Consider the following 24,033-nt stretch of genomic DNA (forward strand, 5'->3'; position numbering starts at 1 on the left):
GAGCCCCAAGCTTTGAGTTCACAGCTACAAGTCATATATGGCGAACTCAAAGCTCAAAGCTCAAAACTCAAAACTTACTCAAGATAATCGCGCAGCTTTTTGCCCAGCCGTGGGTGGCGCAGCTTGCGCAGCGCCTTAACTTCGATCTGGCGAATGCGCTCGCGCGTCACACCAAACTCCTTGCCGACCTCCTCGAGCGTGCGGCTGTGGCCATCTTCCAGGCCAAAGCGCAGCTGCAGCACCCGGCGCTCGCGCTCGGTGAGCTGGTTCAGCACCTGCTCGACCTGCTCGCGCAGCATCTGGTGGCTCGCCGCGTCGGAGGGCGCAAGCACCTTCGAGTCTTCGATGAAATCGCCGAGCTGGCTATCTTCCTCCTGGCCAACCGGCGTCTCGAGCGACACCGGCTCGAGCGAGGTTTTGCGAATCGAGCGCACCTTCTCGACCGGGATGCCCATGACCTTAGCCAGCTCCTCGTCGCTCGGGTCGCGGCCAAGCTCCTGGAGCATTCGGCGGCTCTCGCGCATGAGGCGGTTGATCGTCTCGACCATATGCACGGGAATGCGGATGGTGCGCGCCTGGTCGGCGATCGCGCGGGTGATTGCCTGGCGGATCCACCAGGTCGCGTAGGTGCTAAACTTAAAACCCTTGCGGTAGTCGAACTTTTCGACGGCGCGGATCAGGCCGACATTGCCCTCCTGGATGAGGTCGAGCAGCTGCAGGCCACGGCCGATATACTTCTTGGCCACCGACACCACCAGGCGCAGGTTGGCCTCGGTGAGGTACTTGCGGGCCATCTCGCCGGCGTCGAGCGCGGCCAGCCAATCGCGCCAGATCTGGTCGCGCTGGGTGGTGAACGCGTCCTGAACCTGCTCAACCGAAGGCCACTCGCCGCCTTGCAGCAAGCGCGCCTGCACATCCTTGGGCAGCAGGCCGTAGATCACCATCGCGTGGGCGATCGACTGGTCGTACTGCTCGGCGGTAAGACCGCGCTTCTTGGCGATCTCGAGGCGACGGCGCTCATAGCCCTGGCGCAGCTCAAAGCTCAGCCGATCCTGCAGCGTGAGGATATCGTTGACCCTGCCGTAGGTGATCGGGTCGGGCGTGGGCAGCTCGGCCACCGAATACAGCAGGCGCAGGCCATCCTCGACCACCGGCCAGTTCTTCTGGAAGCGGCTGTAGAGCGTCGCGCCGATCTCGGGCACCATCGCGGGCTTCCAATCCGGGCCGTACTGCACCTTGTAGGTGTTGAGGTACTCGCCGACCTCGATCTTCTCGGCAAGGTCGGTCTCCTGGCGGCCGGTGAGCAGCGGCACGCGGCCGATCTCGCGCAGATACATGCGCACGGTATCGTTGACGCTGATGCCATCGACGTTCAGGCCATCTTCAAGGTCGGCCTCTTCGTCGAACATGCCCTCGACCTCAGCGCCGCCGGCGATCATCTCGTCGCGGGTGCTGATGCTGGCCTGCGCCAGCGCGCGCTGGATCTCCTCGAGCTTATCGATATCGGTTTCGGGGTTAGGCACCAGCTGAAGGATCTCGCCCTCGGTGACGAAGCCGCGCTGCTTGCCCTGCGCGATCAGATCTTGCAGGCTCGTGATCGTATTCTGTTCTTCTTCCGGCTCCTGGGGCCGCGCAGGCTCGGCCGCATCGTCGCCCAGGTCATCGAAAGGCATATCGTCGTCGATCATGGCGTCCTTGTATTTTTCCATAGCAGCGCTCCTCAGACCACGTGCAGGCTGTGAAGATCGTCGTAGGCTGAACTACGTTTCGGGACACTCAGCGCGTCAATGTATCCAATCAGCTGGTTATGGCGCTCGTGCGCTGCAAGTTGTTGGCTTTCGTCCACATCGAGAAGCGTATGCTTGATCGAATTCTTCCAGCGGCGTGCAAGATCGAGCTGCAGCATTCTAGCACATTCCAGCGCATCGTTCACAAGCCGGTAGGCCTGCGACTGCGGCAGCTCGAGCCCAAGGACGCGCTCGGCCTGCTCGCGCAGCGGGCTATCGAGAGCGGCGGCCCACTCGGCCGGGCTGGTGGCGGCCGGCTCCTGCTGCCAGGCCTGCCAGATCGCCCGGTTATCGACGCGCCCGAAAAGCTCGCTCAGTGTTCCTTGGATGATCTCTCCGACGAGTGGGAACGGTAAAAGGTCACGCCGGATCTTCTCTTGTACCGCTGTGCGCACCGCCGGGTAACGCAGCAGCCAGCCGAGCATGTGATCTTCCTGGCTGGGTGGCGCGCTGGCCAGCCCGATGATCGATTTTGGCGGCGCCGCCTTGCGCTCGGGGCGCGGCAGACCCTGGCGGATGATATGCTCTTCTACTTGTACTAAACGCGCGAGCTGCTGAATATGGTGCGCCTGCTCGACCGGATTCACCACCTGAGCCAGCAGCGGCCCCAGCCGGGCCACCGCCTCGGCCTTGCCCTTGGCGCTGGCCAGGTCGAGGTCGGCGGTGAGCGCGCCGATGTAGAATTCCATCGCCGGGCGAGCGGCCTCGACCAGCGCGCGCCACTCGGCGGGGTTGCCGCCGATCACCTCGTCGGGGTCCTTGCCGTCGGGCATGGCGATGATTCGCACCTCGGCCTCGATCTCGCGCTCCCAGCGGATGTAGCCCTGCGGCGTCGGCACCGGCACCTCGTGGCCGTCGAGGTTCTCGCGCAGGGTCTGCAGGCCCTTGAGCGTAGCCTTGACGCCGGCCGCGTCGGCGTCGAGCGCCAGGTAGACGCGGCGGGTCTGCAGCTTCTTCACCACGCCCACGTGCTCGCTCGTCAGCGCGGTGCCGAGCGGCGCCACGACATTGCGGAAGCCGTACTGATGCGCGATGATCACGTCGACATAGCCCTCGACGATCACGATCGACTGGCTGGCGCGCACGGCCTCGCGCGCCAGGTCGAGGCCGTACAGCACGCGGCCCTTGTCGAACAGCGGCGTCTGCGGCGAGTTCATGTACTTGGGCTGGGCGTCGCCAAGCGCGCGCCCGCCAAACGCGATGATCTCGCCCTTGGCGTTGCGGATGGGGAACATCAGGCGGCCGCGGAAGCGATCGTAGTAGCCGCCCTGGTCGCGCTTGATCGCCAGGCCGGCGGCCTCGATCTCCTCGGGCTCAAAGCCCTTGCGGTCGGTCAGGTAGCCCAGCAGCGCGCTCCACTCGTCGGGGCTGTAGCCCAGCTGAAACGACTCAAGCGTGGCCTGGTCGATCTGGCGCTTGGCGACGTAGGCGCGCGCGCCCTCGCCGCGCGGCGACTTCAGCAGCATATGCTGAAAGAAGGTGGCGGCGGCCGCGTTGATCTCGAGCAGGCGCGTGCGCTGGTGCTCCTGCTGGTTATCTTCCTCGGTGCGCTCCTTGAGCTGCACGCCGGCGCGCTGGGCCAGCTGCTCGAGCGCGCCGTGGAAGTCGAGCCCCTCGCGCTGCATCAGGAAGTCGAACACGGTGCCCGAGGCCTTGCAGCCGAAGCAGTGGTAGCTCTGCGTCTCAGGAAACACGTAGAACGCCGGCGTCTTGGTATTCGGGTGAAACGGGCAGAAGCCGACGTAGTTGCGGCCCGATTTGCGCAGGTTCACGTGCTGGCCGATGAACTCGACCACGTCGATGCGCTCTTTGATTTGGTCGGTTACATTCGACATATCGTTTTGACCTTTAGGTTTTGCGCCGGAGCTCGCGAAGCGCAGAACCTGGCTACGCTCCCCACGTGCGCGGCACGTACAGGTCGTTGAACACCTTGATCGCGTAGCGGTCGGTCATGCCGGCCACAAAGTCCACCACCGCGCGCTCGGTCGGCTCGCCGCGGGCCGCGTTGATCCGCAGCAAGTCGGCGGGAAGCTGCTCGGGGTGCGCGAGGAAGTGGCGATAGAGCAGGTCGATCATCAGGCGCACCTTGGCGTCGTCGGCCTTGGCGCGCGAGCCGAGGTACACGTTCTGGTACATAAACTCGCGCAGCTGGTTGGTGGCCGCGAGCGTGTGCGGGCTCATGGCCAGCAGCGGCGGGTCGGGCGGCGCGCCCTCGCCGCCGGCCCACCAGTTATAGTCGATCAGGTCGCAGACCATGGTGTTGATCCGCTGGGCGTGCGTATCGCCGAGCGCCGCCACGGCGTCGCGCGGCAGGTCGCTGGCGTGCAGCAGCCCGGCGCGCAGCGCGTCGTCGATGTCGTGGTTGATGTAGGCGATCGAGTCGGCGATCTTGATGATCTGGCCCTCGAGCGTGCTGGCCACACCCCAGGCGGTGGCCATGATGTCGCGGCGGGCTTTGGAATGCAGGTAGATGCCCTCGCGCACCGCGTATGTCAGGTTCAGGCCCTGGCCATCTTTCTCGAGCACCTCGACGACGCGGCGGCTCTGCTCGTTGTGGCGAAACGAGTGGCCGCGCGCGTGCGAGAGCGCGGCCTCGCCGGCGTGGCCAAACGGCGCGTGGCCAAGGTCGTGGCCAAGCCCGATCGCCTCGACCAGATCTTCGTTCAAGCGCAGCGCGCGCGCCACGGTGCGAGCGATCTGTGTCACCTCAAGCGTATGCGTCAGGCGCGTGCGGTAGTGGTCGCCCAGCGGCGCGATAAACACCTGCGTCTTGTGCTTGAGCCGGCGAAACGGCTTGGAGTGCAAGATCCGGTCGCGGTCGCGCTGAAAGCGCGTGCGCACCGGCGACTCGTCCTCGGGCTGGTCGCGCGCCGCCGTATCGCTGAACGCCGCCAGCGGCGAAAGCCGCTCGTGCTCATCGGCCTCGAGCCGCTCACGAATTCCGGCATGAGTCGGGCGCAGATCGGGCATGGCGTTTCCTGGAAGTCGGAGTCGGGAGTCAAAATCGGAAGTCAGAAGCTCGGTAGCAGACCAGGCATACGCGAGTAGCACCGGGTGATGGTGGAAGACCGGCTTACGGTAGCCTGACTCCTGGCTCCTGAATACTTGGTGTTGGAATTGTACTACGACTCAGGGCGCGCTGCAAAGCCAGCCCCAGCGCGGCGGCGATGTGGACGACGACGACTGCCTGGAAGTAGATTGCGTGCTTGGCGCTGTTCGCCAGGTCGCGGGCCTCGGCGGTGGCGGTGAAGCAGCCGAGCGGCCCGTGCTGGCCCCACACCACCGCGCACGACTCGTAGCGCGCGGCGAGGAACGGCGCGAAGAAGTAGATGCAGAAGCACACCCCGGCGGCCCACAGCCGCTCGCCGCGGCGCGCGAAGAACCAGCCCCAGAAGGTGGCGAAGGGCGTGGCGAAGATCACCCATGTCTGGGCGCGCAGCCGTTCGTCGATGCCCAGATCGGGCGCGGCCCCACGGTTGACGATCGCCCAGCCGGCGCCGAGCAGCGCAGCGCCGAAGATCAGCACAAAGGTTTTGAGATCAAAGCGGGCCATGCGCACACTCCTGAATGGGTACAAGATTATAGCACAGGTCGGGGGCGGGTGCCGGCTTTCCGCAACAGCCGGCAGCCACGAAACGGGTGGCGCCAGAAAGCACACCGCTGGCGGTTGTGGTATCATACGCGCTGCATCAACCATTGCCAAAGGAGCGATCGTGACGCTGCTGCTGCTGATTCGCCACGGGACGAATGACTGGGTGCATGGGCGGCTGGCCGGCTGGACGCCGGGCGTACACCTGAACGACGAGGGCCGCGCTCAGGCTGCGGCGCTGGCCGAGCGCCTGGCGTTTCTGCCGATCGACGCGATCTACACCAGCCCGCTCGATCGCACCGTCGAGACGGCACAGGCGATCGCCGGGCCGCGCAACATGCCGCTGCGGCTGATCGAGGGCCTGGGCGAAGTGAAATATGGCGAGTGGCAAGGCGCTGAGCTGAAAGAGCTGTACAAGCACGAGCTGTGGCCCGGCGTGCAGTTCTACCCCAGCGGCACGCGCTTTCCCGGCGGCGAAACGCTTGGCGAAGCGCAGGTGCGCATGGTCGCCACCCTCGACGCGCTGCGCGCGCAGCACCCCAAAGGCATTATTGCGGTGGTGTCGCACGCCGATATCATCAAGCTGGCGATCGCCTACTACGCCGGGCTGCACGTCGACCTGTTCCAGCGGCTCGAGATCATGCCCTGCTCGCTCACCGCGCTGGCCTTCACGCGTATGGGGCCGCGCCTGCTGGCCTATAACCACGTAGGCGGGCTCGAGTACCTGAAGCCCAAGCCCGAGGAGCCAGCCAAGCCCGAAGCTCCGGCCGAGACCTCGCCGGCCGAGACCACACCCACGCCGGCCGAAAGCGCGCCAGCCAAGCCCGAAGCTCCAGCCGAGGCCGAAAGCGCGCCGGCCCACGCCACAGCCAACGGCGCCGACCACGGGGCGCCAGGCGAGTATCAAGTAACGTTTTAAAGGGACGCAAGAGGGTCATGTCCGATTATACCTATGATCTGAACCCGGTCACACGCATCACCGCCCACGCCGTCGGCGAGCCGGGCAAGCGCGTGTTCTACCTGCAGGCCCGCCGCGAGCGCGAGCTCGTGTCGCTGATCTGCGAAAAAGAGCAGGTGCGCGCGCTGGCGCACCACATCAACCAGCTGCTCGAAGACATAGCCGAGAAAAACCCGCTGCTCTCGTCGAGCGACGACATGCTGGTGCTGGCAAGCGATATGAGCCTGGAAGAGCCGCTCGAGTCGCGCTTCCGCATCGCCCAGATGGGCATTGGCTACGACGCCGAGCGCGACCTGATCATTCTGGTGATGCAGGGAAGCACCGAAGAAGAGGACGAAACCGCGCCAACCGCGCGCTTCGCGGCCACGCGCCAGCAGATGCGCGCGCTCAGCGAGCACGCCGCGCAGGTGGTGTCGAAAGGCCGCAGGATCTGCGGCAACTGCGGCCGGCCGATCGACGCGTCGGGGCACTTCTGCCCGCAGATGAACTAGCCCTGCGCGGCGTTGGCGTGCGCGGCGCGCCACAGTCTCGCCTTCGGCAAAGCCAAACTTTCCAACATAGGTTCTCGTATGTGGCGCGTGGCGCAACATACGAGCACAAGTGAAGCTTAAAGGACCTTGCTGCCGCAGGCGCAGTGGCGCACTCGTTCGCACAGATCATGCGATGTGCGTAGTACGTAGACTCGTACAACGAGCTACGCGCTACGCGCTAGTGAATAAACATGACAGACGCGCAACCAAACGAGCTGAATGTGGCCGACGTGCTGGCGCTGCTGGCACACGGCGAGCTGGACGTGCAGGGTATGCTGCCCTGGAGCAGCAACTACACCCTGCTCACCACCGTGCGCAACAATGGCCTGCAGGGCCTCGCGGTATACAAGCCGCGCCGTGGCGAGCGCCCGCTGTGGGATTTCCCGCGCGGCACGCTCTGCCAGCGCGAGGTGGCGGCCTACCTGCTGAACGCCGCGCTGGGCTGGGATCTCGTGCCGCCGACGGTGCTGCGCGACGGGCCGTACGGCATCGGCTCGGTGCAGCTGTTTATCGACGCCGACCAGGAGGCGCACCTCTTTACCATGCAGAAAGAGGGCGGCTTTGAAGCGACGATCGAGCGGCTGGCCGCGTTCGACGTGCTGGCGAACAACGCCGACCGCAAGAGCGGCCACTGCCTGAAAGGCCACGACGGCCGGCTGTGGGCGATCGACCACGGCATCTGCTTTCACGCCGAGCCCAAGCTGCGCACCGTGCTGTGGGACTACGCCGGCAAGCCGCTGCGCCCTGACATCCTGGCCGACTTGCGCAGCCTGCGCGCGAACCTTGGCGGCGCCACGGCCGATATGTTCGCCAGCCTGCTGGACCCCGACGAGCTGCGCGCGCTACGGCGGCGGCTCGACCGGCTGATCGACAGCGGCAAGCACCCCGACCCCGGCCCAGGGCGCAATATTCCCTGGCCGCCCGTCTAGCCCCGAAAGGTAACACCGCATGCCCGACTACGCCCATCGCCTCGCGCGGGTGCAAGAGCGCATGGCCGCCACAGGCGCCGATCTGCTGTTCCTGCCGCGCTCGGCGAACCTGCACTATCTCACCGGCATCCCGCGCGAAGAGCCCAACTTCGGCAACACCATGTACCCTGGCGAGTGGCTGTCCGGCGCCTGGATCACGCCCCAGGGCGCGCCCATCCTCACCATCCCGCGCATGCTGGCCGCGTTTCACCTCGAGATCGCCGGCTACGATGTGCGCGTGCTGCCCGACGCCGGCGACCCGGCCGCGCTGGCCGCCGAGGTGCTGGCCGCGCTCGGCGTACCGGCCGCCGCCACGGTCGCGCTCGACGACCGCGCCTGGGCCGAGACCCTGCTGGGCATCCAGGCATTGCGCCCGGCCGCGCGCCTCGTGTCGGCCGCGCCGATCATGCGGCCGCTGCGGCTGATCAAAGACGCCGACGAGCTGGCGACCATGCGCCAGGCCGGCGCGATCACCGAGGCTGCGTTCGCGGATGTGCTGCCGAAGCTGCGCCACGGCATGACCACGCTCGACCTGATCAGCGAGGTAAACTACCAGCTCAAGCGCCACGGCTCGGCCGCGCCCTCGTTTGTCACCAGCTTCTACAACATGGGCCCGACCCACCCGTTCGACTTCCACAACCGCGACGAGACGCTGCTGCTGCCGCTCGACGCGCCGGTGGCGATCTCGTTCGACTTTGGCGCGGTGTACGACGGCTACTGCTACGACTTCGGGCGCTCGGTGTTCTTCGGCGAGCCTGGCGCCGAGTACCGTCGCGTGCACGCGCTGATCATGGCGTCGCAGGCCGCCGGCATCGCCGCGCTGCGCGCCGGCAATAGCTGCGCGCAGGCCGACGCCGCCGCGCGCACCGTGATCGCCGAGGCCGGCTACGGCGAGGCGTTCCGGCACCGCCTGGGCCACGGCATCGGCATGGATGTGCATGAGCCGCCATTCCTGACTGCCAGCGACCACACGGCACTGCGCACAGGCATGTGCTTCACCGTCGAGCCGAGCATCACACTGCCGGGCCAGCTCAGCTGCCGCGTTGAAGATGTGGTGGTGGTAGGCGAGAGCGCCGGCGAGCCGCTGACACGCGGCTTCCAGGAGCTCTACGTGGTCGAGTAGCCGCAGATCAGGCAGCCCAGCCGCCGAGCATCGCGAGCCGGCACCGCTGCGAGGCGGCTCGCGACTCTTGGTATTTGGAGGAAAGCGATGGCACGCCAGAACATATCGAGCGGCACGCCCTGGGAGGCGCTGGCCGGCTACTCACGGGCGGTGCGTGTCGGCAACCATGTGTATGTTGCGGGAACCACCGCGGCCGACGCAAGCGGCGCCGTGCAGCACCCCGGCGATGCGGCTGGGCAGGCGCGCTACGTGCTGAACAAGATCGCCGCGGCGCTAGCCGAGGCTGGCGCCTCGCTCGGCGACGTAGTGCGGACGCGGATGTTCGTGCGCGACATCGCCGACTGGGAAGCAGTAGCGCGCGCGCATGGCGAGGTGTTCGGCAGCATCCGACCGGCCACCACCCTTGTGCGCGCCGAGCTGATCGTGCCGGCGATGCTGGTAGAGATCGAAGCCGTTGCCGTGATCGGCGGCGACGATAGCAGAGCGCAGAGCGATTAAGCGTGGAGCGTAGAGCAATCGGCCATCCTGCGTAGCCGCGATCCGCCGGAAAAGCGAGAGCGAGGGGCGATGCCCCTCGCTCTCGCTTTTCAATCTTGGCCGCTACAGCTCGATCAAGCCAAGCTGCGCGGCCTTGCCGACCGCCTCGGTGCGATTGCCGACGCCGAGCTTGGCCAGAATCGCCGACACGTGGAACTTCACCGTGCGCTCGCTGATCACCAGCTCGCTGGCGATCTCTTTGTTCTGCCGGCCCCTGGCCAGCAGCCGCAGCACCTCAAGCTCGCGCTCGGTGAGCGCCTCGGGCGGGCCGCTCACCTGGCGAAGCAGCCGCGCCGCCACAACCGGCTGCAGCAGCGAGCCGCCCGCGTGCACCACCCGGATGGCCTGAAACAGCTCGTCGCGCGGCGCGCCTTTCAGCAGGTAGCCCTGCGCGCCGGCCTGCACCGCCGCCAGAATGCGCTCGTCAGTATCGAAGGCAGTGAAGATCAGCACCCGCGCGTCGGGGGTATGCGCGCGGATCGCGCGCAGCGCGGCCACGCCATCCAGCTCGGGCAGCGCCAGATCGAGCAGGATCACGTCGGGCCGCAGCTCGGCCGCCTGGGCCACCGCCGCCGCGCCGCTGGCGGCCATCCCGACGATCGCGAAATCCGGCTGGGTCTCGAGCACCGCGCTCAACCCCTCGCGCACGATCGGGTGGTCGTCGGCAATCAGAATGCGTACTGGCATAGCCTGCTCACGCTTACGTCCCTGGCGCATAGCCGCACACGATCAGCTCTTCGACGCTGCCGCGCTTGCGGCCATCGCAGTTGATCTTGCGGCTCGCCAGCACCACGTCGGAGCGCACGGCGTGGGCGGCGTACAGCTCGCGCGAGAGCGGCGTGTGCGAGTTGCTGAGCATCACGTACACCCCGCGCGCCATCAGGTCGTCGAATAGCCGCGCAAGCCGGCGCTGGTCGTCGGGGCCGAACGTCTGCCCAGTGTAGTGCGTAAACGAGGCGGTGGCGCTCATGGGCACGTACGGCGGGTCGAAGTACACCAGGTCGCCGGGCTCGGCGCGCGCCGCCACGTCGCCAAAATCGCCCACGCTCAGCTCGACCTGCTGAAGCGCGGCGCTGGCGGCGCGCATGTTCTCGGGGTCGCAGATCAGCGGGTTCTTGTAGTAGCCCCACGGCGCGTTGAACTGGCCCTTGTTGTTCAGGCGGTACAGGCCGTTGTAGCAGGTGCGGTTGAGGAAGATCGTGCGGGCGGCGCGCTCGACAGCGCTGCGGTGGGCGAAATCGGGCTGGCGATCCCAGCCGCGCACGGCCATGAAGTAATCGCGATCGAGCCGGAAGCGCTCGTGCTCCTTCAGCGCCACAATCAGCGCCTCGACATCGTCGCGAACCGCGCGGTAGCACAGCACCAGCTCGGGATTGTAGTCGCTCAGCGTCGCGCCGTAGCGCAGCCGGCCGGCATTGTGCAGGAAAAAAAACAGCGCCGCGCCGCCTACGAACGGCTCGTGGTAGCGCCGAAACTGGCGCGGCAGGCGGCGCGATAGCTCGGGCAGAAGCTGGCCCTTGCCGCCGGCCCACTTCACAAACGGGCGCACGGCAGCTGTGGCCTCGAATGCCATCGAGGACTGTGTCATGGTGCCAACCGGCTCTGTTGCAGACGCGGTCAGAGACATGCGACGGTCCCACGACAGCGCTTCACGATTTCAAGTGCCGCGAGATTATAGCACATTACGGGCGTGCCGATCGGGGCGAAGCGTGATTATAGCACAGCGCCCGGCAGAGTGGTGGACAAGCCCTACACGGCGCTGTATAATACCAATTCCGTTTGATTACTTGGGTTTTCTTGTGCGGCGCCCGGCTTTCCGGGCGCCGCACAAGAAAAGAATTCAGGGGCGGCCGCCGCCCCCCGAACCCCCACCATAATCCAAGCGATCAGCCGGATTTGGTATAATACCCGCCACATCGTTTTTGGCATAACGAGGCACCATGAACCACTGGAGGCGTAACCGCTGGCTGCTGGCCATTGCAGTGTTGATCGCCGGCTGGCTGATCTGGAGCCGCCTGCATGTCGTGTTTGTGGTGCAGCTGAATATCTGGAGCCTGCTGCTGATCGTGGCGGCGCTGGCGCTGGCGATCTATGCCGCGCTCAGGCTGCTGTTCTCGCCATGACCATCTCCACCGAAGACCAAACCCGCCACGTCAGCGCCCCCGAGCGGCCACCAATCGTCGGCCCTGCAGTACGCCCGCTTACCGCCACCGAGTTCAACACCGCGATGGTGCACCTCTACCGCGGCGAAGTCGGCCGCGCCAACACCTGGCGCACGCGCCTCGACGGCACCACCAACTGGGCTGTGCTTACCACCGGCGCCACGCTCTCGTTCGCATTCAGCAGCGAAAAAAACACGCACGTCATGATTCTGATCAACTCGCTGCTGATCTTCTACTTCATGTACATCGAGGCGCGGCGCTATATGTTCTACGACCTATGGCGCACGCGGGTGCGGCTCATGGAAACCGAGTTCTTCGCCGAGATGCTGACGCCTGACCGCCACGAGGAGCTTGAGAACTGGCGCCAGATCCTGGCGAGCGACCTGCTGCACCCGCGCTTCAGCATCACGCTCTGGCAGGCGCTCGGCCGCCGCCTGCGCCGCAACTACATCTGGATCTTCGGCGTGCTGGTGATCAGCTGGTGCGTCAAGATCGTCATCCACCCGCAGACGCCGGCCACCCTCAGCGATCTGGTGGGCCGTATGCGCATTGGGCCAGTTCCACCCTGGGCCGTGCTGCTGGCCGGCGTGCTGTTCAATTCGTTTATTCTGGTGCTGGCGCTCACCTCGCGCGAGCGCATCAGCGACGAAACGCCATCGCGCCAGGAGACGCGCCGCCGCATGACTGGCGACCCAGGCTAAGCGCCTCTTGAAACGCGCGCTGATCTGTGCTACTATGCGCGTATGTTCAAACGGTTTGGTTGCTACGCGATGCCTCAAGATCCCGCCTGTGCCCCAGGATGTGTGTTCCCTACTCATCGTTTCCCAAGCCAGCTGGACATCGATATTTCTTCACTACAAGGAGTTGGCGAGCGATGAGCTACGCGGACAAGACCCTCACCTGTCGGGATTGCGGATCGGATTTTGTGTTCACCAGCGGCGAGCAAGAGTTCTACGCGCAGAAGGGCTTCACCAACGAGCCCACCCGCTGCCCGTCGTGCCGGCAGCAGCGCAAGGCCAGTGGCGGCGGGCGCAGCGGCTACAGCGATCGCAGCAGCTATGGCGAGCGCAGCAGCTACGGCGACCAGGATAGCTACGGTAGCCGGGGCAGCTACAGTAGCGCTTCGCGCGAGATGCATGTCACCACCTGCGCGTCGTGCGGGCGCGAGGCGAAGGTGCCGTTTGTGCCGCGCGGCGACAAGCCGGTCTACTGCTCGGACTGCTTCCAGCAGCAGCGGCGCACCACCAGCACCCGCTGGTAGGCGCCCGGCTGTCTGATATGCTGCGGCTGGCTCGCACGGGCCAGCCGCTTTGATTCAAACGAGAAGCGATTCGATGTTCGCGCGCGCCTTCACCATCGGCAGAGTCGCCGGTATCCCCATCCGCTGCCACTGGAGCTGGCTGGCGATGCTGGCGTTTGTGGCGGCGATGCTGCATTGGCTGTACCTGCCTTCGGCAGGCGGCGCGCTCGGCGCCTGGGTGCTGGCCACGCTCGCGGCGGTGCTGCTGTGGGCCTCGGTGCTGCTGCACGAGCTGGGGCACGCATTGGTAGCCCGGCAGTATGGCCTGCGCGTCGGCGGCATCACGCTGTTCGCGCTCGGCGGCGCCACCGAGATCGGCGATGGCCCAGCCAACCCGGTGCGCGACATGCTGGTGGCGCTGGCCGGCCCGCTGATCAGCCTGGCGCTGGCGCTGCTGTTCGCCGTGGCCTGGTGGCTCTGGCCCGCGCAGCGGCTGGCGCTGCTGGTACTCCACCTGGCGCTCTCCAATGGCGCAATGGCGATCTTCAACCTCCTGCCGGGCTACCCGCTCGACGGCGGGCGCGTGCTGTGGGCCGTGCTCAGCTACCTGAGCGACGACGAGCTTGGCGCTGCCCGCGTGGGCGCGTTTGTCGGGCGGGCGTGCGGCTGGGTGCTGCTGACCGCCGGGCTGCTGTACGCCCTGGGCGCGGGCGACGTGGTGAGCGGCGCGTGGATGGGCCTGATCGGCTACTTCCTGGTGCGCAGCGCCACGCTTGGCCACCGCCGCTTCGTGGTGCAGCGCATGCTCAGCAATGTGCAGGTTTCGGATTTGATGCAGCGCGCGTTTCGTGCCGTGGCGCCCGAGCTGCCGCTCGACCAGTTCGTCGGCAGCTATGTGCTTAGCCAGGTCGACCAGGGCTTTCCGGTGCTCCAGATCCCCGAGGCCGATGCGCCGCAGCCGCTGCTGGGCATGATCACCGTGCACAACCTGCGGCGTTTCCAGTTTCACGAATGGGCCGGCACGCGCGTCGGCGAGGCGATGACGCCGATCCACCGCCTGCGCCTGCTGGCGCCCGAGATGCCAGCCGGCGAAGCGTTCCGCACGCTGCTCGAGAGCGGCGAGGAGCAGCTGCCGGTGATCGACGGCGCGCTGCTGCTGGGCGTGCTGCGCCGGCGCGACCTGGTTGGCTACATCGAGCGAAAGCGCCAGGCCCACGGCTAGCTTCTTGTTCTGCCTCCCCATAGGCCCGCACTGGCCCGCCGGCCAGCTGCCTCACCAGCGCAATATTAAGCTTTCCTCGCTTCTGATTGGCCGAGAGAAACTGCGGCCAACCGCTCCCTGATGCCTCGCTCCCCTTTTGCCGCAGCGCGCCAGCGCCGACTCTCGCGGCACGAATAGCTAACCGAAGTTTAACGACCGCACCGCAAGGGCTTAATTTCCGCCAGCTAGCATGGCTACGAAAGCCAGCCGGCCAGTACCCAAGCGCGCCGCACGGCTGGTTGCTCGCTCGAAGCCAATGCGCTGCCACACCTGCCAATAGCCGGGCAAGATCTAAAGGAGAGTTGATCATGCGTCCACCTGCCCATCGCTCGCGGTTCCCCTGGCTGTTCTCGCTGATCGTGCTGCCGCTGATTGTGCTCAGCCTGGCCCTGCTGCCCGGCGGCGCGGCGGCCAGCGAGCCTGCCACAGCCGACCTAGCGGCTACCGCCACGCCGAAGCCAACCGCCAAGCCGACGGTGCGCCCCACTGTGCGGCCGGCCCTTAAGCCGAAAACGACAATCAAGCCTACCGCCACCGCCACGCCCATCCCGCCGTGGGCGCCACGCCAGCTGAGCGCCACGCTCAAAGGCTCGGGCGCCAGCTTCCCGAACGTGCTCTACCAGGCCTGGATCCAGGTGTACAAGCTGACAGTGCCGAACGTCGCGATCAGCTACCAGTCGGTCGGCAGCGGCCAGGGCATCTCGGACTTCATCAAATACCTGACGGACTTTGGCGGCACCGACGCGGCAATCGCCGAGGCGCGCGTGAAGACCGAAGCGCCCGACGCGCTGCACATCCCCATGGTGATGGGCGCGGTAGTGGCCACCTACAACCTGCCAGGCATCAGCAACCTGCGCTTCTCGCCCGCCACGCTGGCGAACATCTACCTGGGCAACATTACGCGCTGGGATCACCCGGCCATCGCCGCCGACAACCCCGGCGTGAAGCTGCCCGACACCGACATCACCGTGGTGTACCGCTCGGACGGCTCGGGCACAACCTCGATCTGGACCGACTACCTGGCCAAGATCAGCACCGACTGGAAAACCACAGTCGGCTCGGGCACGACGGTGAGCTGGCCGGTAGGCATCGGGGCGCCAGGCAACGCCGGCGTGGCCGGGACGGTGAAGCAGACCGAGGGCGCGATCGGCTATGTCGAGCTGATCTACGCGCTGGCGAACAAGCTGCCGGCCGCGCCGGTGAAGAACAGCTCGGGCAACTTCATCACTCCGTCGCTCAGCAGTGTGTCGGACGCGGCCAATGGCGTGACCTACCCGGCCAGCCTGGCGGTGTCGCTCACGAATGCGCCCGCCGCCACCGCCTACCCGATCGCCGGCTTCACCTACATCCTGGTGCGCGCCAACACCTACACCGACGCCGACAAGGCCAAGGCGCTGGCCGACTTTATCTACTGGGGCCTGACCGAGGGCCAGGGCGCGTCGGTTCGGCTGGGCTATGCCCCGCTGCCCACCGAGGCGCGCTACCTGGCGATGAAGCAGCTCTACAAGATCAGCGTGAAGGGCCAGCAGATCTTCAGCGGCCCGGTCAAGTAAACCAAGCTGCCGGCGGCGTTCAGGGCGCGCAGCGCGCCCTGAACGCTCGCGGCTTTTCTGCGTAAGGACAATGTATGGCTCAATCAGAAGCGCTGAACACAGGCTTTTGGCGCCGCCTGAGCCGCCGAACACAGCACGGCGATGGCCTGTTCTACCTTGGCACGCTGCTCTTCGCGCTGGTGGTGATCGGCATGGTGGCCGCGATTGGCCTGGTTACCTTTAACGGCTCGGCGCTGGCGCGCTCGGAGTTTGGCCTGAGCTTTTTGACCGGCCGCGAGTGGAAGCCCGTCGACACCGACGTGCGCCCGGCGACGTTTGGCGCCTGGCCGGCGGTGTACGGCACGCTGGTTTCGGCCGCAATCGCCGTGCTGCTGGCCGCGCCGATCGGCATCGGCATCGGCATTTTCTTATCCGAGCTGTGCCCGCGCTGGCTGCGCACCCCGCTCTCGTTCACCGTCGAGCTGCTGGCCGCCATCCCCAGCGTGATCTATGGCCTGTGGGGCGTGGCGGTGTTTGCGCCGGTGTTCCGCGACGCAGTGGCCAAGCCGGTGTCGCGCTCGCTTGGCCAGGTCATACCGGCGCTGGCCGGGCCGGTGGCGGTGGGCCGGGGCATGATGGTGGCCGGCGTAGTGCTGGCGATCATGATCCTGCCGACGATCGCGGCCATTACCCGCGACGTGCTGGCGGTAGTGCCTAACACCCAGCGCGAGGTGATGCTGGCGCTCGGCGCGACACGCTGGGAGGTGATCTGGCAGTCGGTGCTGCCCTACGCGCGCGCCGGCGTGATCGGCGGCGTGATGCTGGGCCTGGGGCGCGCGCTGGGCGAGACCATGGCTGCGACCATGCTGATCGGCAATAGCCAGCGCCTGAGCAGCTCGCTCTTCGCGCCCGGCGTGACGGCCGCCTCGCTGGTGGCAAGCGAGCTGACCAATGCCAACAGCCCGCTGCACGAAAGCGCGCTGATCGAGGTGGCGCTGGTGCTATTCGGCATTACGCTGATGCTAAACCTGTTTGCGCGCCTGCTGGTGTGGCAGGTTTCGCGCGGGCCGGCGGGGGCGCGCATATGAGCCTGAAAACAAGCGCGACGCCAAACTACGCGCTGCGCAAAGCCGGCGATCGGCTCATGCGCGGTGTGATGGTGCTGTGTACGGCGGTCGCCGTGGTGCCGCTGGTCTTGATCATCGGCTACGTGCTGGTGGTCGGCGGCCGCGCGCTGAACCTTGATTTTTTCACCCAGGCATACCTGCCGCCGCTGACGATCGGCGCCTTCGCCGGCGCGACTTCCGGCGACGCTAGCGCCACCGCCACACCTGCAGCAGCAGACGCCGCCGCCACGCCCGACCCCTTCGCCACTATCGATGTCGGTGCCCTTGCCGGCGCCACTTCCGGCGACGCTAGTGCCGCCGCCACACCTGCAGCAGCAGACGCCGCCGCCACGCCTGACCCCTTCGCCACTATCGATGTCGGCGCCCTCGCTGGCGCAAACGCCGAGCCATCTCCGGCAGCGGATGGCACGAGCGCGCCAGCCCAGGCCGCGAGCGCCAGCGACACAGCGGCGCCCGCCACCGATGTTGTGGCGCGCGGCGGCGTGCTGCATGGCATCATCGGCACGCTGCTGATAACCGGCGTAGCGCTGCTGATGGCACTGCCGATCGGCCTGCTCGCCGGCGTGTTTCTCGCCGAATACCCCAAGAACCGCCTGGCAACCGTGGTGCGCTTTTGCACCGACGTGCTGAGCGGCGCGCCCTCGATCATCGCCGGCGTAGTTGCGTACATTCTGCTGGTGCAGCGCTTTCAGGCGTTTTCGGGGCTGGCTGGCAGCGTGGCGATCACCATACTTATGGTGCCGACAATCACGCGCACCACCGAGGAGATCTTGAAGCTGGTGCCACACAGCACGCGCGAGGCCGCGCTGGCGTTGGGCGCGCCAACATGGTACTCAACCTTCACAGTGGTGATCCCCTCGGCGCTCACCGGCATTGTCACCGGAGTACTGCTGGCGTTTGCGCGCGGCGCGGGCGAGACGGCGCCGCTGATCTTGACGGTGCTGGGCAATAACACGATCACATTCAACATGCTCGGCCCGATCGCCGCGCTGCCGCTGCTGACCTACCGCTATACCGAGTCGCCATTCCCCAGCGAGAACACCCTGGCCTGGGGAACGGCCTTTGTGCTCATGACCACTGTGCTGCTGATCAACATCCTCGTGCGGCTGGCCACGCGCGGGCGTAAAAGGTAGCAGGATGACCCCACAAACGATTACGCTGAAAAATCTGAAGCCATTCTACGGCGCCGCACCGGCGGTGAAGCCGGTGAGCATGGCCTTCGAGGCGCGCCAGATCACTGCGATCATCGGGCCGTCGGGCTGCGGTAAATCGACGGTGCTGCGCTGCCTGAACCGCCTGCACGAGACGATCGAGGGCGCCAGCGCACAGGGCGAGGTGCTGCTGGGCGACGAAAACATCTACGCGCCGGGCATCGACCCGACGCTGGTGCGCCGCCGCATCGGCATGGTCTTCCAGCAGCCGATCGCGCTGCGCACCCGCTCGATCTTCGAGAATGTGGCAGTCGGCCTGCGGCTGGCCGGCATGCGCGACCGGCGGCAGCTGGCCGAGCGCGTCGAGCGCTCGCTCCAGGCGGCCGCGCTATGGGACGAAGTCAAAGACAAGCTTGATCACTCAGGGCTTGCGCTTTCGGGCGGGCAGCAGCAGCGCCTGAGCATCGCGCGCACGCTGGCGGTAGAGCCCGAAGTGATCTTGATGGACGAGCCCTGCTCGGCGCTCGACCCGATCGCCACGCTTAAGATCGAAGAGCTGATGGACAGCCTGCGCAAGCTGTACACTGTGATCATCGTCACGCACAACATGCACCAGGCCGCGCGCATCTCCGACACCACCGCCGTCTTTACGGTCGAGCGCGAGGCCGCCAGGGCGCTGGGCGAACTGGTGGAATGCGGGCCGACGGCGCAGGTGTTCACCCGGCCGAGCGACCCGCGCGCCGAAGAATATATCAGCGGGCGCGTCGGCTAGGGGCGCGTGCTCAGGGCGAAGCGAACGTCGCTCCGATCACCCTCTGCCTTCAACCGACCCAGGAGCTGAGGCAGGGCAAATAGCGCAGGCCTTTGACGGCGCCCGCGGCGTGCGCTCGCACGCCACACGATCGCGATCCATGCTATACTGCCCGCCGACACGCACAGTAGATCGACGGGACGCATGACCACAACCAGCTGGCCAGAAACACTGGAACTAACATTCGACGGGATCGCGCAGGGCGGCGAGGCGGTTGGGCGCTTCAACGAGCGGGTGGTATTTGCGGCGGGCGGGCTGCCCGGCGAGCGCGCGCTGGTACGCCTGCACGAGCTGCGCGACAGCTACGCGCGCGGCAGCGTGGCCGAAGTGCTATCGCCCTCGCCCGAGCGCGTGGCGCCGCGCATGCCCGGCGCCGATCACATGCCCTGGCAGCATATCGCCTACCCGGCCCAGCTGCGCTTCAAGCGGCAGATTGTGGCCGAGCAGCTCGCCAAAATTGGCGGCATCACCGAGGCGCCTGTGGCCGAGACGCTCGCGCCCGGCCCACCGTGGAACTACCGCAACAGCGCGCGGCTGCATGGCCACGGCCAGCAGATTGGCTACTACATCGCCAACACCCGCAACCTGCACGCGATCGACGAAGACCCGCTGCTGCTGCCAGTGCTGAACCAGGCGCTAGCCGACCTGAGCGCCGTGGCGCAGGCCACCGGCGCGCCCACCGAGATCGTCCTGCGCGCCAGCGAGACGCACGGCTACGCGCTGGCGGCGTTGCGCGGCGCGCCCGATTGGGCGGCTACGCGCTGGCGCGCGCGCTGCCCGGCGCTTGCCGGAGTAACGCTGCTGGCCGATAGTCGTGTCGCCGCGACGTTCGGCGCCAGCCAGCTGATCGAAGAGCTTGGCGGCGTGGCCTTTCAGCTGCGCCCGGCCACGTTCTTCCAGGTAAGCTTGCCGGCCGCCAACGCGCTGCTCGACCTGGCGCGCGCTAGCCTCGGCCTGAGCGGCGCCGAGCGGCTGCTCGACCTGTACTGCGGCGCCGGGGCGTTTACGCTGCCGCTGGCGGCACAGGCGCGCGAGGTGGTGGGCATCGAGGAGTTTGGCGGCGCGATCGAAGATGGCCGCGCCAGCGCCGCGCTGAACGGCATCGCGAATGTACACTTTCTGGCCGGGCGGGTCGAAGCCGTACTGCCGCGCGTCGAAGGCCCGGTCGATGCGGTGCTGCTCGACCCACCACGGCGCGGCTGCCACCCCCAGGCGATCGCATATCTGCTCGAACTGGCGCCCGCGCGGATCGTGTATATCTCGTGCCAGCCGGCCACGCTGGCGCGCGACCTGAAGGCGCTGGTCGAGGGCGGCTACCACGTCGAGTCGGTGCAGCCGGTCGATCTGTTTCCGCAGACCGCGCATATCGAGTGCGTCACCACGCTTACGCGCGGCTAATACGCTGTTCGCTTGACTACTTATAGATATGTTGCACTACGGCTTCGCCACGTAGTGCAACACAAAAAGAAAGGGCGGCGAAGCCGCCCCAAACCCCACCAAAGGGTCAGTAATCAAGCAAATTTGGTATAATACCAGCTTCGTTTGAGCAGTTTCTTGTAAACCTGCCTGAAAGGTAGCGAGGCATAGCCCTCGCGCACACCTTTTATAATCATCCTGCTTGGCGGGGCGGATCTGCGAGGCGCCCCGCCGCGTTTCCGAGGCTAGCCGCCCGAATTCGGCATCTTGAAGCGCATCACGCGGTTGTTGCCCCGATCAACAACGTACACCTCGCCCTTGGCGCTCACCGCGACGCCACTGGGCAGCGTCAGCGAGGCGAAGTCGGAGCCTTTGCCGCCCCAGCGCAGCAGCTGCTCGCCAGCGATGGTAGCATAGAGCACCTGGTTACGGCTGGGCACGCTCACGAACACCTGGCCATCGGCGCCGGCGGCGATAAACGGATCGTCGTAGGTGTTGGGCTGCCAGCCCTGCACGCGCCAGGTAGCCTTCGGCGTAGCGATCACTTTGCCGCTCTCGTCGCGGCCAAACACTTGCACGCGCCCATTCCAGGTATCGGCCACATACACGTCGTCCTGCGCATCGATCGCGATGCCGATCGGCTCGTTGAACGCGCCCGGCTCATTGCCGCCGTGGCCCCACTGGTACAGGTATGTGCCCTCGCTGTCGGTGACCACCACGCGCTTGTTGCCGGTATCGGCGATATAGATATTCCCCTTTGAGTCAATCGCCACGCCGCGCGGGCCGTAGAAGCCGAGCGGCGCAGCGTTATTACCCGCCTCGGTGCCGTCGGTCATCATGGCGCTGCGGCCATTGCCGATGTCGTTGCCCGTGCCCCAGCTCTTCACAAACTTGCCCGACGCGTCGAGCTTCACCACGCGCGCATTCCAGGTATCGGCCACGTAGATATTGCCCTGAGCGTCGACTGCTACGCCGCGCGGCTCGTTAAACTGGCCGGGGCCATTGCCCACCGACCCAACCGCGAACTTCGGCTTGCCCTGTGCGTCGAAGGCCTGGATGCGGTGGTTGGCGGTATCGGCCACGTAGATATTGCCCTGGGCGTCGACGGCAATGCCACGCGGGTCGGTCAGCTGGCCCGCGCCATTGCCGGGGCTGCCGATCACCTGCTCGGACACGAGCTTCACCGCGCCGTTGGTGCTGGTGCCGCCGGCGGCTGGCTCGCCGCTGGCGACCAGATCCTTGCGCACCCATACCTGCATATCGCGGCCGTAGATCTGCAGCGGGTCGGGCAGCTCGCGATACAGCAGGTAGTTCTTCACCTTCGTCAGATTTTCGGGGCGGAACGGCCACACCAACGGCGCGTAGAACGGCTCGTAGGGCAGGCTGTCGATGTTCAGGCTCTGGCACTGCGGGTCGGCCTTAGCCTGGGCGCGCGTGCTGCTGTTGTAGTAGAAGCGCTTGTAGCCTGGCTGAGTCGGGTCGCAGCCGCTCAGGTCACCCTCGGGGAAGTACCAGTTCAGCTTCGAGTCGTAGCGCTTGACATAGTTTTCCTCAAGCGCCTGGCGCGTCGCGTCGGTGATGTGGGGTACATACACCATCACCACCGGCGCGATCTGCTTCTCGCCGTCGGGCTGGTTGCGGTCGACCGGCACGAGGAACGAGTCGGCGGTGGCATTGGCGAAGAAATCGGCCTTGCGGCTCTCGATCCGCTGGAAATCGCGCAGGTACCACTGGTAGGGCCACGAGAGGCTGCCCTCGCTGCTCTCGTCGCCGGCGTCAAGAATCAGCGGCATGCTGTGGCCGCCGGTCGGATCGTCGGCGGTGCGCTGGTTGCGCGTCAGGTTGATCGCCAGGGTGCGTATATCACGCACAATCAGCGGCACGTCGGGCGGGCTCTGCACATAGATCAGCATCTCGACCGGCGTGTCGGGGTGATCGTACACCACCATCCAGCTGGCGCGCACGCTGTAGGCCGCCAGCAGGCCGAAGAGCGTCAGCGCGACGATCACCAGGGTTGCTGCGCGGCCCACGCGCTGGCCGATGGTCAGCAGGCCAAAGATCAGCAGGCCGGCGATCACCAGCGGCACGATCGCCTGAAGCATCGCCGACTGGCCGGCCTGGCCCTCGCCGGCAGTGGAGAAGCGCCAGAGCGCCACGCTGATCGCCACCAGCGCCAGCACCAGCGCGACGGGGATCAGCGCCGCGCGCCGGTCGGGCAGCTTGCGCCACTCGATCGCGTCGAGCATGCGGCCGATCGCCCAGGCCGCCAGCAGATTGCCCGGCAAGGCGATGTGCGTCACCAGCCAGGGCATCTTCTCGCCGGCCCACGAGAACGCCACCAGCGCGCCGATGAACCAGAACGTTAGAAACAGCGGGAACAGCGGCGCGGGGTTGGGCACGGGCCGCGCGGCGGCAGTGGCCTCCTCGGCGGCTGGCGCGGCCGCGATTGCCACACCATTCGCATCCTCGGCGGCCGCGCCATCGATCGGCGCCAGCGGCAGAGCGTCTGCGGCGGCGTTTGGCGTGATTTCCGGCGCAGGCTCGCCCCGCCACCACCCGCTGAGCGCCAGGTAGGCCACCAGGCCCACCAGCGCCGCGCCCAGCAGCAGGCCAACCGTGCCAAACAGGCCAGCGGCATAGATCAGCAGCGCGCCGACTAGCATCCACACCAGCGCGGCCAGGCGCGGCCGGCCCCAGGCGAACAGCACCGACGCCGCGCCAAACGAGCCGAGCAGCGCGATCGGCTCGTACACCGGCAGCAGCATCAGGTAGTAGTACCAGGGCTGCTTGCCACGGGCGTACTCGTGCTGCGAGCCAAGCCAGTAGGCCAGGCCCTGGTACAGCCCATCCAGCACGCCGCGCATATCGGTGAAGAAGTTGCTGAAGAGCAGCACGAAGATGCCGGCCAGAATGCCCAGCGCCGTCCACAGCACCGGCCGCTCGTCGCGCCAGAGCGCAATCACCCGATCGCTGAAGCGCGGCTCCTCCGGCCACACACGCATCAGCAGCAGCGCCATCCCCAGCACGCTGCTGAACAGCAGGCCAATGCCGCCGCCGCGCAGCCGCGCGGTGATCGGCGGGTCGAGCAGCATCATCACCACCGCCACCAGCAGCGCCACGCCTATGCCGATCGTCACCTGGCGGCGCGGCAGGCGCTCGTAGGCGATGCGCGCGAGCACAAAGGTGCCGAACAGAAAGAACAGAATGTAGTACAGCTCGTGAGTGGCCATGGCCAGGGCAGTCGCCGCGCTGGCCAGGTAGAGGTAGCGCGGGCGGCCGGTGTCGGCGTAGCGGAACAGGCCGGCCACCATCCAGAAGGCCCACAGCACGATCAGGGCGTCGTGGCGCGAAAAGCGCGTGAAGTACAGCAGCGCGGGCGAGAAGGCCAGCAGCGCGGCGGCCACAAACGTGCCGCGCCGGCCCAGGTAGGGCCGCAGCATCCAGGCCGACGCAGTCAGCAGAATACCGGCAATCGCCTCGGGCAGCCGCGCCTGGGCCTCGCCGTCGCCGAACAGAAAGAACGAGGCGAGCGAGAGCACGTAGTAGGCCGGGCCGTGGTACACCGGGTCGTAGCAGTAGCTTGGCGCCACGCGCCCGCCGGCGCAGGTAAAGCCGCTCGCGCCGGTGTAGTAGCGCCAGCTCATCCAGCTCGTCACCGACTCGTCGTGGTGCATGGCCATGTGGCCGAGCGCCCACAGGTGCGCAATAATGCTCAGCAGCACCAGCAGGCCAAACGCCAGCAACTCGAGGTTGAGCCACGAAAAGTCGATCGCGCGATCGAGCAGCTTGGGCGCGGTGTAGTCGTGCGTCTCACGCGGAATGGCGGCCATATATTCCTCAA

The 24,033-nt window shown here is 66.7% G+C and carries 20 protein-coding genes and 2 pseudogenes; 14 read left to right on the forward strand and 8 right to left on the reverse strand.

The features are described from left to right. Positions 1 to 74: 74 nt before the first annotated feature. The 5 genes and pseudogenes from rpoD to U0177_RS21575 all read right to left on the reverse strand — a co-directional run. A pseudogene (gene rpoD / locus U0177_RS21555) lies at positions 75 to 773 on the reverse strand (RNA polymerase sigma factor RpoD); the annotation flags it as partial. 522 nt (positions 774 to 1,295) lie between these two features. Then, positions 1,296 to 1,709, reverse strand: a pseudogene (locus U0177_RS21560) (RNA polymerase sigma factor region1.1 domain-containing protein); the annotation flags it as partial. An 11-nt stretch (positions 1,710 to 1,720) separates the two neighbouring features. Further along, positions 1,721 to 3,622, reverse strand: coding sequence for a DNA primase (gene dnaG / locus U0177_RS21565; protein ID WP_409572731.1), 1,902 nt, complete (start codon positions 3,620 to 3,622; stop codon positions 1,721 to 1,723). A 52-nt stretch (positions 3,623 to 3,674) separates the two neighbouring features. Continuing rightward, the gene (locus U0177_RS21570) at positions 3,675 to 4,757 is read right to left on the reverse strand and encodes a deoxyguanosinetriphosphate triphosphohydrolase (RefSeq protein ID WP_409572732.1); all 1,083 of its coding nucleotides are present in this window, start codon (positions 4,755 to 4,757) and stop codon (positions 3,675 to 3,677) included. Between the two features lie 103 nt (positions 4,758 to 4,860). After that, positions 4,861 to 5,340, reverse strand: a complete 480-nt coding sequence (locus U0177_RS21575; protein ID WP_409572733.1) for a hypothetical protein — start codon at positions 5,338 to 5,340, stop codon at positions 4,861 to 4,863. A 160-nt stretch (positions 5,341 to 5,500) separates the two neighbouring features. On the opposite strand from U0177_RS21575, the gene U0177_RS21580 reads away from it, so the two are divergent. The 5 genes from U0177_RS21580 (at position 5,501) to U0177_RS21600 (ending at position 9,453) form a co-directional block, all read left to right on the forward strand. Then, positions 5,501 to 6,295: an MSMEG_4193 family putative phosphomutase gene (locus tag U0177_RS21580; protein WP_409572734.1), complete on the forward strand. Its 795-nt coding sequence runs from the start codon at positions 5,501 to 5,503 to the stop codon at positions 6,293 to 6,295. A 17-nt stretch (positions 6,296 to 6,312) separates the two neighbouring features. Beyond that, positions 6,313 to 6,825, forward strand: a complete 513-nt coding sequence (locus U0177_RS21585) for a DUF3090 family protein (RefSeq protein WP_409572735.1) — start codon at positions 6,313 to 6,315, stop codon at positions 6,823 to 6,825. A gap of 230 nt (positions 6,826 to 7,055) precedes the next feature. Beyond that, positions 7,056 to 7,793: an SCO1664 family protein gene (locus U0177_RS21590; RefSeq protein WP_409572736.1), complete on the forward strand. Its 738-nt coding sequence runs from the start codon at positions 7,056 to 7,058 to the stop codon at positions 7,791 to 7,793. Between the two features lie 19 nt (positions 7,794 to 7,812). Then, positions 7,813 to 8,955 carry a M24 family metallopeptidase gene (locus tag U0177_RS21595; RefSeq protein WP_409572737.1) on the forward strand — a complete coding sequence of 381 codons (1,143 nt, stop codon included), beginning with the start codon at positions 7,813 to 7,815 and terminating at the stop codon, positions 8,953 to 8,955. Between the two features lie 87 nt (positions 8,956 to 9,042). Further along, positions 9,043 to 9,453: a RidA family protein gene (locus U0177_RS21600; protein ID WP_409572738.1), complete on the forward strand. Its 411-nt coding sequence runs from the start codon at positions 9,043 to 9,045 to the stop codon at positions 9,451 to 9,453. Between the two features lie 102 nt (positions 9,454 to 9,555). Here the strand turns inward: U0177_RS21600 and U0177_RS21605 are convergent, their stop codons facing one another. Next, positions 9,556 to 10,179, reverse strand: coding sequence for a response regulator (locus U0177_RS21605; RefSeq protein ID WP_409572739.1), 624 nt, complete (start codon positions 10,177 to 10,179; stop codon positions 9,556 to 9,558). 13 nt (positions 10,180 to 10,192) lie between these two features. Next, positions 10,193 to 11,080 carry a DNA adenine methylase gene (locus U0177_RS21610; RefSeq protein WP_409572740.1) on the reverse strand — a complete coding sequence of 296 codons (888 nt, stop codon included), beginning with the start codon at positions 11,078 to 11,080 and terminating at the stop codon, positions 10,193 to 10,195. A gap of 352 nt (positions 11,081 to 11,432) precedes the next feature. On the opposite strand from U0177_RS21610, the gene U0177_RS21615 reads away from it, so the two are divergent. The 9 genes from U0177_RS21615 (at position 11,433) to rlmD (ending at position 20,174) form a co-directional block, all read left to right on the forward strand. Then, a complete protein-coding gene (locus tag U0177_RS21615; RefSeq protein ID WP_409572741.1) occupies positions 11,433 to 11,615 on the forward strand; it encodes a hypothetical protein in 183 nt (60 codons plus the stop codon). Next, the gene (locus tag U0177_RS21620; RefSeq protein WP_409572742.1) at positions 11,612 to 12,355 is read left to right on the forward strand and encodes a DUF2270 domain-containing protein; all 744 of its coding nucleotides are present in this window, start codon (positions 11,612 to 11,614) and stop codon (positions 12,353 to 12,355) included. The genes U0177_RS21615 and U0177_RS21620 overlap by 4 nt, the downstream gene beginning before the upstream one ends. Positions 12,356 to 12,528: 173 nt before the next feature. Next, positions 12,529 to 12,915, forward strand: coding sequence for a zinc-ribbon domain containing protein (locus U0177_RS21625; RefSeq protein ID WP_409572743.1), 387 nt, complete (start codon positions 12,529 to 12,531; stop codon positions 12,913 to 12,915). 73 nt (positions 12,916 to 12,988) lie between these two features. After that, positions 12,989 to 14,116, forward strand: a complete 1,128-nt coding sequence (locus U0177_RS21630; protein WP_409572744.1) for a M50 family metallopeptidase — start codon at positions 12,989 to 12,991, stop codon at positions 14,114 to 14,116. A gap of 347 nt (positions 14,117 to 14,463) precedes the next feature. Continuing rightward, positions 14,464 to 15,708, forward strand: a complete 1,245-nt coding sequence (gene pstS, locus U0177_RS21635; RefSeq protein ID WP_409572745.1) for a phosphate ABC transporter substrate-binding protein PstS — start codon at positions 14,464 to 14,466, stop codon at positions 15,706 to 15,708. Positions 15,709 to 15,782: 74 nt separating this feature from the next. After that, the gene (gene pstC / locus U0177_RS21640; RefSeq protein WP_409572746.1) at positions 15,783 to 16,775 is read left to right on the forward strand and encodes a phosphate ABC transporter permease subunit PstC; all 993 of its coding nucleotides are present in this window, start codon (positions 15,783 to 15,785) and stop codon (positions 16,773 to 16,775) included. Further along, entirely contained in the window at positions 16,772 to 17,947 is a 1,176-nt protein-coding gene (pstA, locus tag U0177_RS21645; protein ID WP_409572747.1) for a phosphate ABC transporter permease PstA, read from the forward strand. Before pstC ends, pstA begins: the two co-directional genes overlap by 4 nt. 4 nt (positions 17,948 to 17,951) lie before the next feature. Further along, entirely contained in the window at positions 17,952 to 18,737 is a 786-nt protein-coding gene (gene pstB / locus U0177_RS21650) for a phosphate ABC transporter ATP-binding protein PstB (RefSeq protein WP_409572748.1), read from the forward strand. Positions 18,738 to 18,920: 183 nt separating this feature from the next. Next, on the forward strand, positions 18,921 to 20,174 hold the full coding sequence (gene rlmD, locus U0177_RS21655) for a 23S rRNA (uracil(1939)-C(5))-methyltransferase RlmD (RefSeq protein ID WP_409572749.1): 1,254 nt from the start codon (positions 18,921 to 18,923) through the stop codon (positions 20,172 to 20,174). Positions 20,175 to 20,437: 263 nt separating this feature from the next. Here the strand turns inward: rlmD and U0177_RS21660 are convergent, their stop codons facing one another. Then, complete coding sequence (locus U0177_RS21660) at positions 20,438 to 24,022, reverse strand: flippase activity-associated protein Agl23 (RefSeq protein ID WP_409572750.1); 3,585 nt, start codon at positions 24,020 to 24,022, stop codon at positions 20,438 to 20,440. Positions 24,023 to 24,033 lie beyond the last annotated feature (11 nt).

This window comes from Kouleothrix sp., assembly GCF_046328425.1.
Taxonomy (GTDB): Bacteria; Chloroflexota; Chloroflexia; order Chloroflexales; family Roseiflexaceae; genus Kouleothrix.

Excerpts from the sequence above, each read along its gene's own strand:
- U0177_RS21615 (WP_409572741.1), top strand. The coding sequence starts at position 11,433 with ATGAACCACTGGAGGCGTAACCGCTGGCTGCTGGCCATTGCAGTGTTG.
- pstB (WP_409572748.1), top strand. The coding sequence starts at position 17,952 with ATGACCCCACAAACGATTACGCTGAAAAATCTGAAGCCATTCTACGGC.
- dnaG (WP_409572731.1), bottom strand. The coding sequence starts at position 3,622 with ATGTCGAATGTAACCGACCAAATCAAAGAGCGCATCGACGTGGTCGAG.
- U0177_RS21620 (WP_409572742.1), top strand. The coding sequence starts at position 11,612 with ATGACCATCTCCACCGAAGACCAAACCCGCCACGTCAGCGCCCCCGAG.
- U0177_RS21575 (WP_409572733.1), bottom strand. The coding sequence starts at position 5,340 with ATGGCCCGCTTTGATCTCAAAACCTTTGTGCTGATCTTCGGCGCTGCG.
- U0177_RS21570 (WP_409572732.1), bottom strand. The coding sequence starts at position 4,757 with ATGCCCGATCTGCGCCCGACTCATGCCGGAATTCGTGAGCGGCTCGAG.
- U0177_RS21595 (WP_409572737.1), top strand. The coding sequence starts at position 7,813 with ATGCCCGACTACGCCCATCGCCTCGCGCGGGTGCAAGAGCGCATGGCC.
- U0177_RS21625 (WP_409572743.1), top strand. The coding sequence starts at position 12,529 with ATGAGCTACGCGGACAAGACCCTCACCTGTCGGGATTGCGGATCGGAT.
- U0177_RS21590 (WP_409572736.1), top strand. The coding sequence starts at position 7,056 with ATGACAGACGCGCAACCAAACGAGCTGAATGTGGCCGACGTGCTGGCG.
- U0177_RS21630 (WP_409572744.1), top strand. The coding sequence starts at position 12,989 with ATGTTCGCGCGCGCCTTCACCATCGGCAGAGTCGCCGGTATCCCCATC.
- U0177_RS21660 (WP_409572750.1), bottom strand. The coding sequence starts at position 24,022 with ATGGCCGCCATTCCGCGTGAGACGCACGACTACACCGCGCCCAAGCTG.
- rlmD (WP_409572749.1), top strand. The coding sequence starts at position 18,921 with ATGACCACAACCAGCTGGCCAGAAACACTGGAACTAACATTCGACGGG.
- pstC (WP_409572746.1), top strand. The coding sequence starts at position 15,783 with ATGGCTCAATCAGAAGCGCTGAACACAGGCTTTTGGCGCCGCCTGAGC.
- U0177_RS21585 (WP_409572735.1), top strand. The coding sequence starts at position 6,313 with ATGTCCGATTATACCTATGATCTGAACCCGGTCACACGCATCACCGCC.
- U0177_RS21605 (WP_409572739.1), bottom strand. The coding sequence starts at position 10,179 with ATGCCAGTACGCATTCTGATTGCCGACGACCACCCGATCGTGCGCGAG.
- U0177_RS21600 (WP_409572738.1), top strand. The coding sequence starts at position 9,043 with ATGGCACGCCAGAACATATCGAGCGGCACGCCCTGGGAGGCGCTGGCC.
- U0177_RS21610 (WP_409572740.1), bottom strand. The coding sequence starts at position 11,080 with ATGACACAGTCCTCGATGGCATTCGAGGCCACAGCTGCCGTGCGCCCG.
- pstS (WP_409572745.1), top strand. The coding sequence starts at position 14,464 with ATGCGTCCACCTGCCCATCGCTCGCGGTTCCCCTGGCTGTTCTCGCTG.
- pstA (WP_409572747.1), top strand. The coding sequence starts at position 16,772 with ATGAGCCTGAAAACAAGCGCGACGCCAAACTACGCGCTGCGCAAAGCC.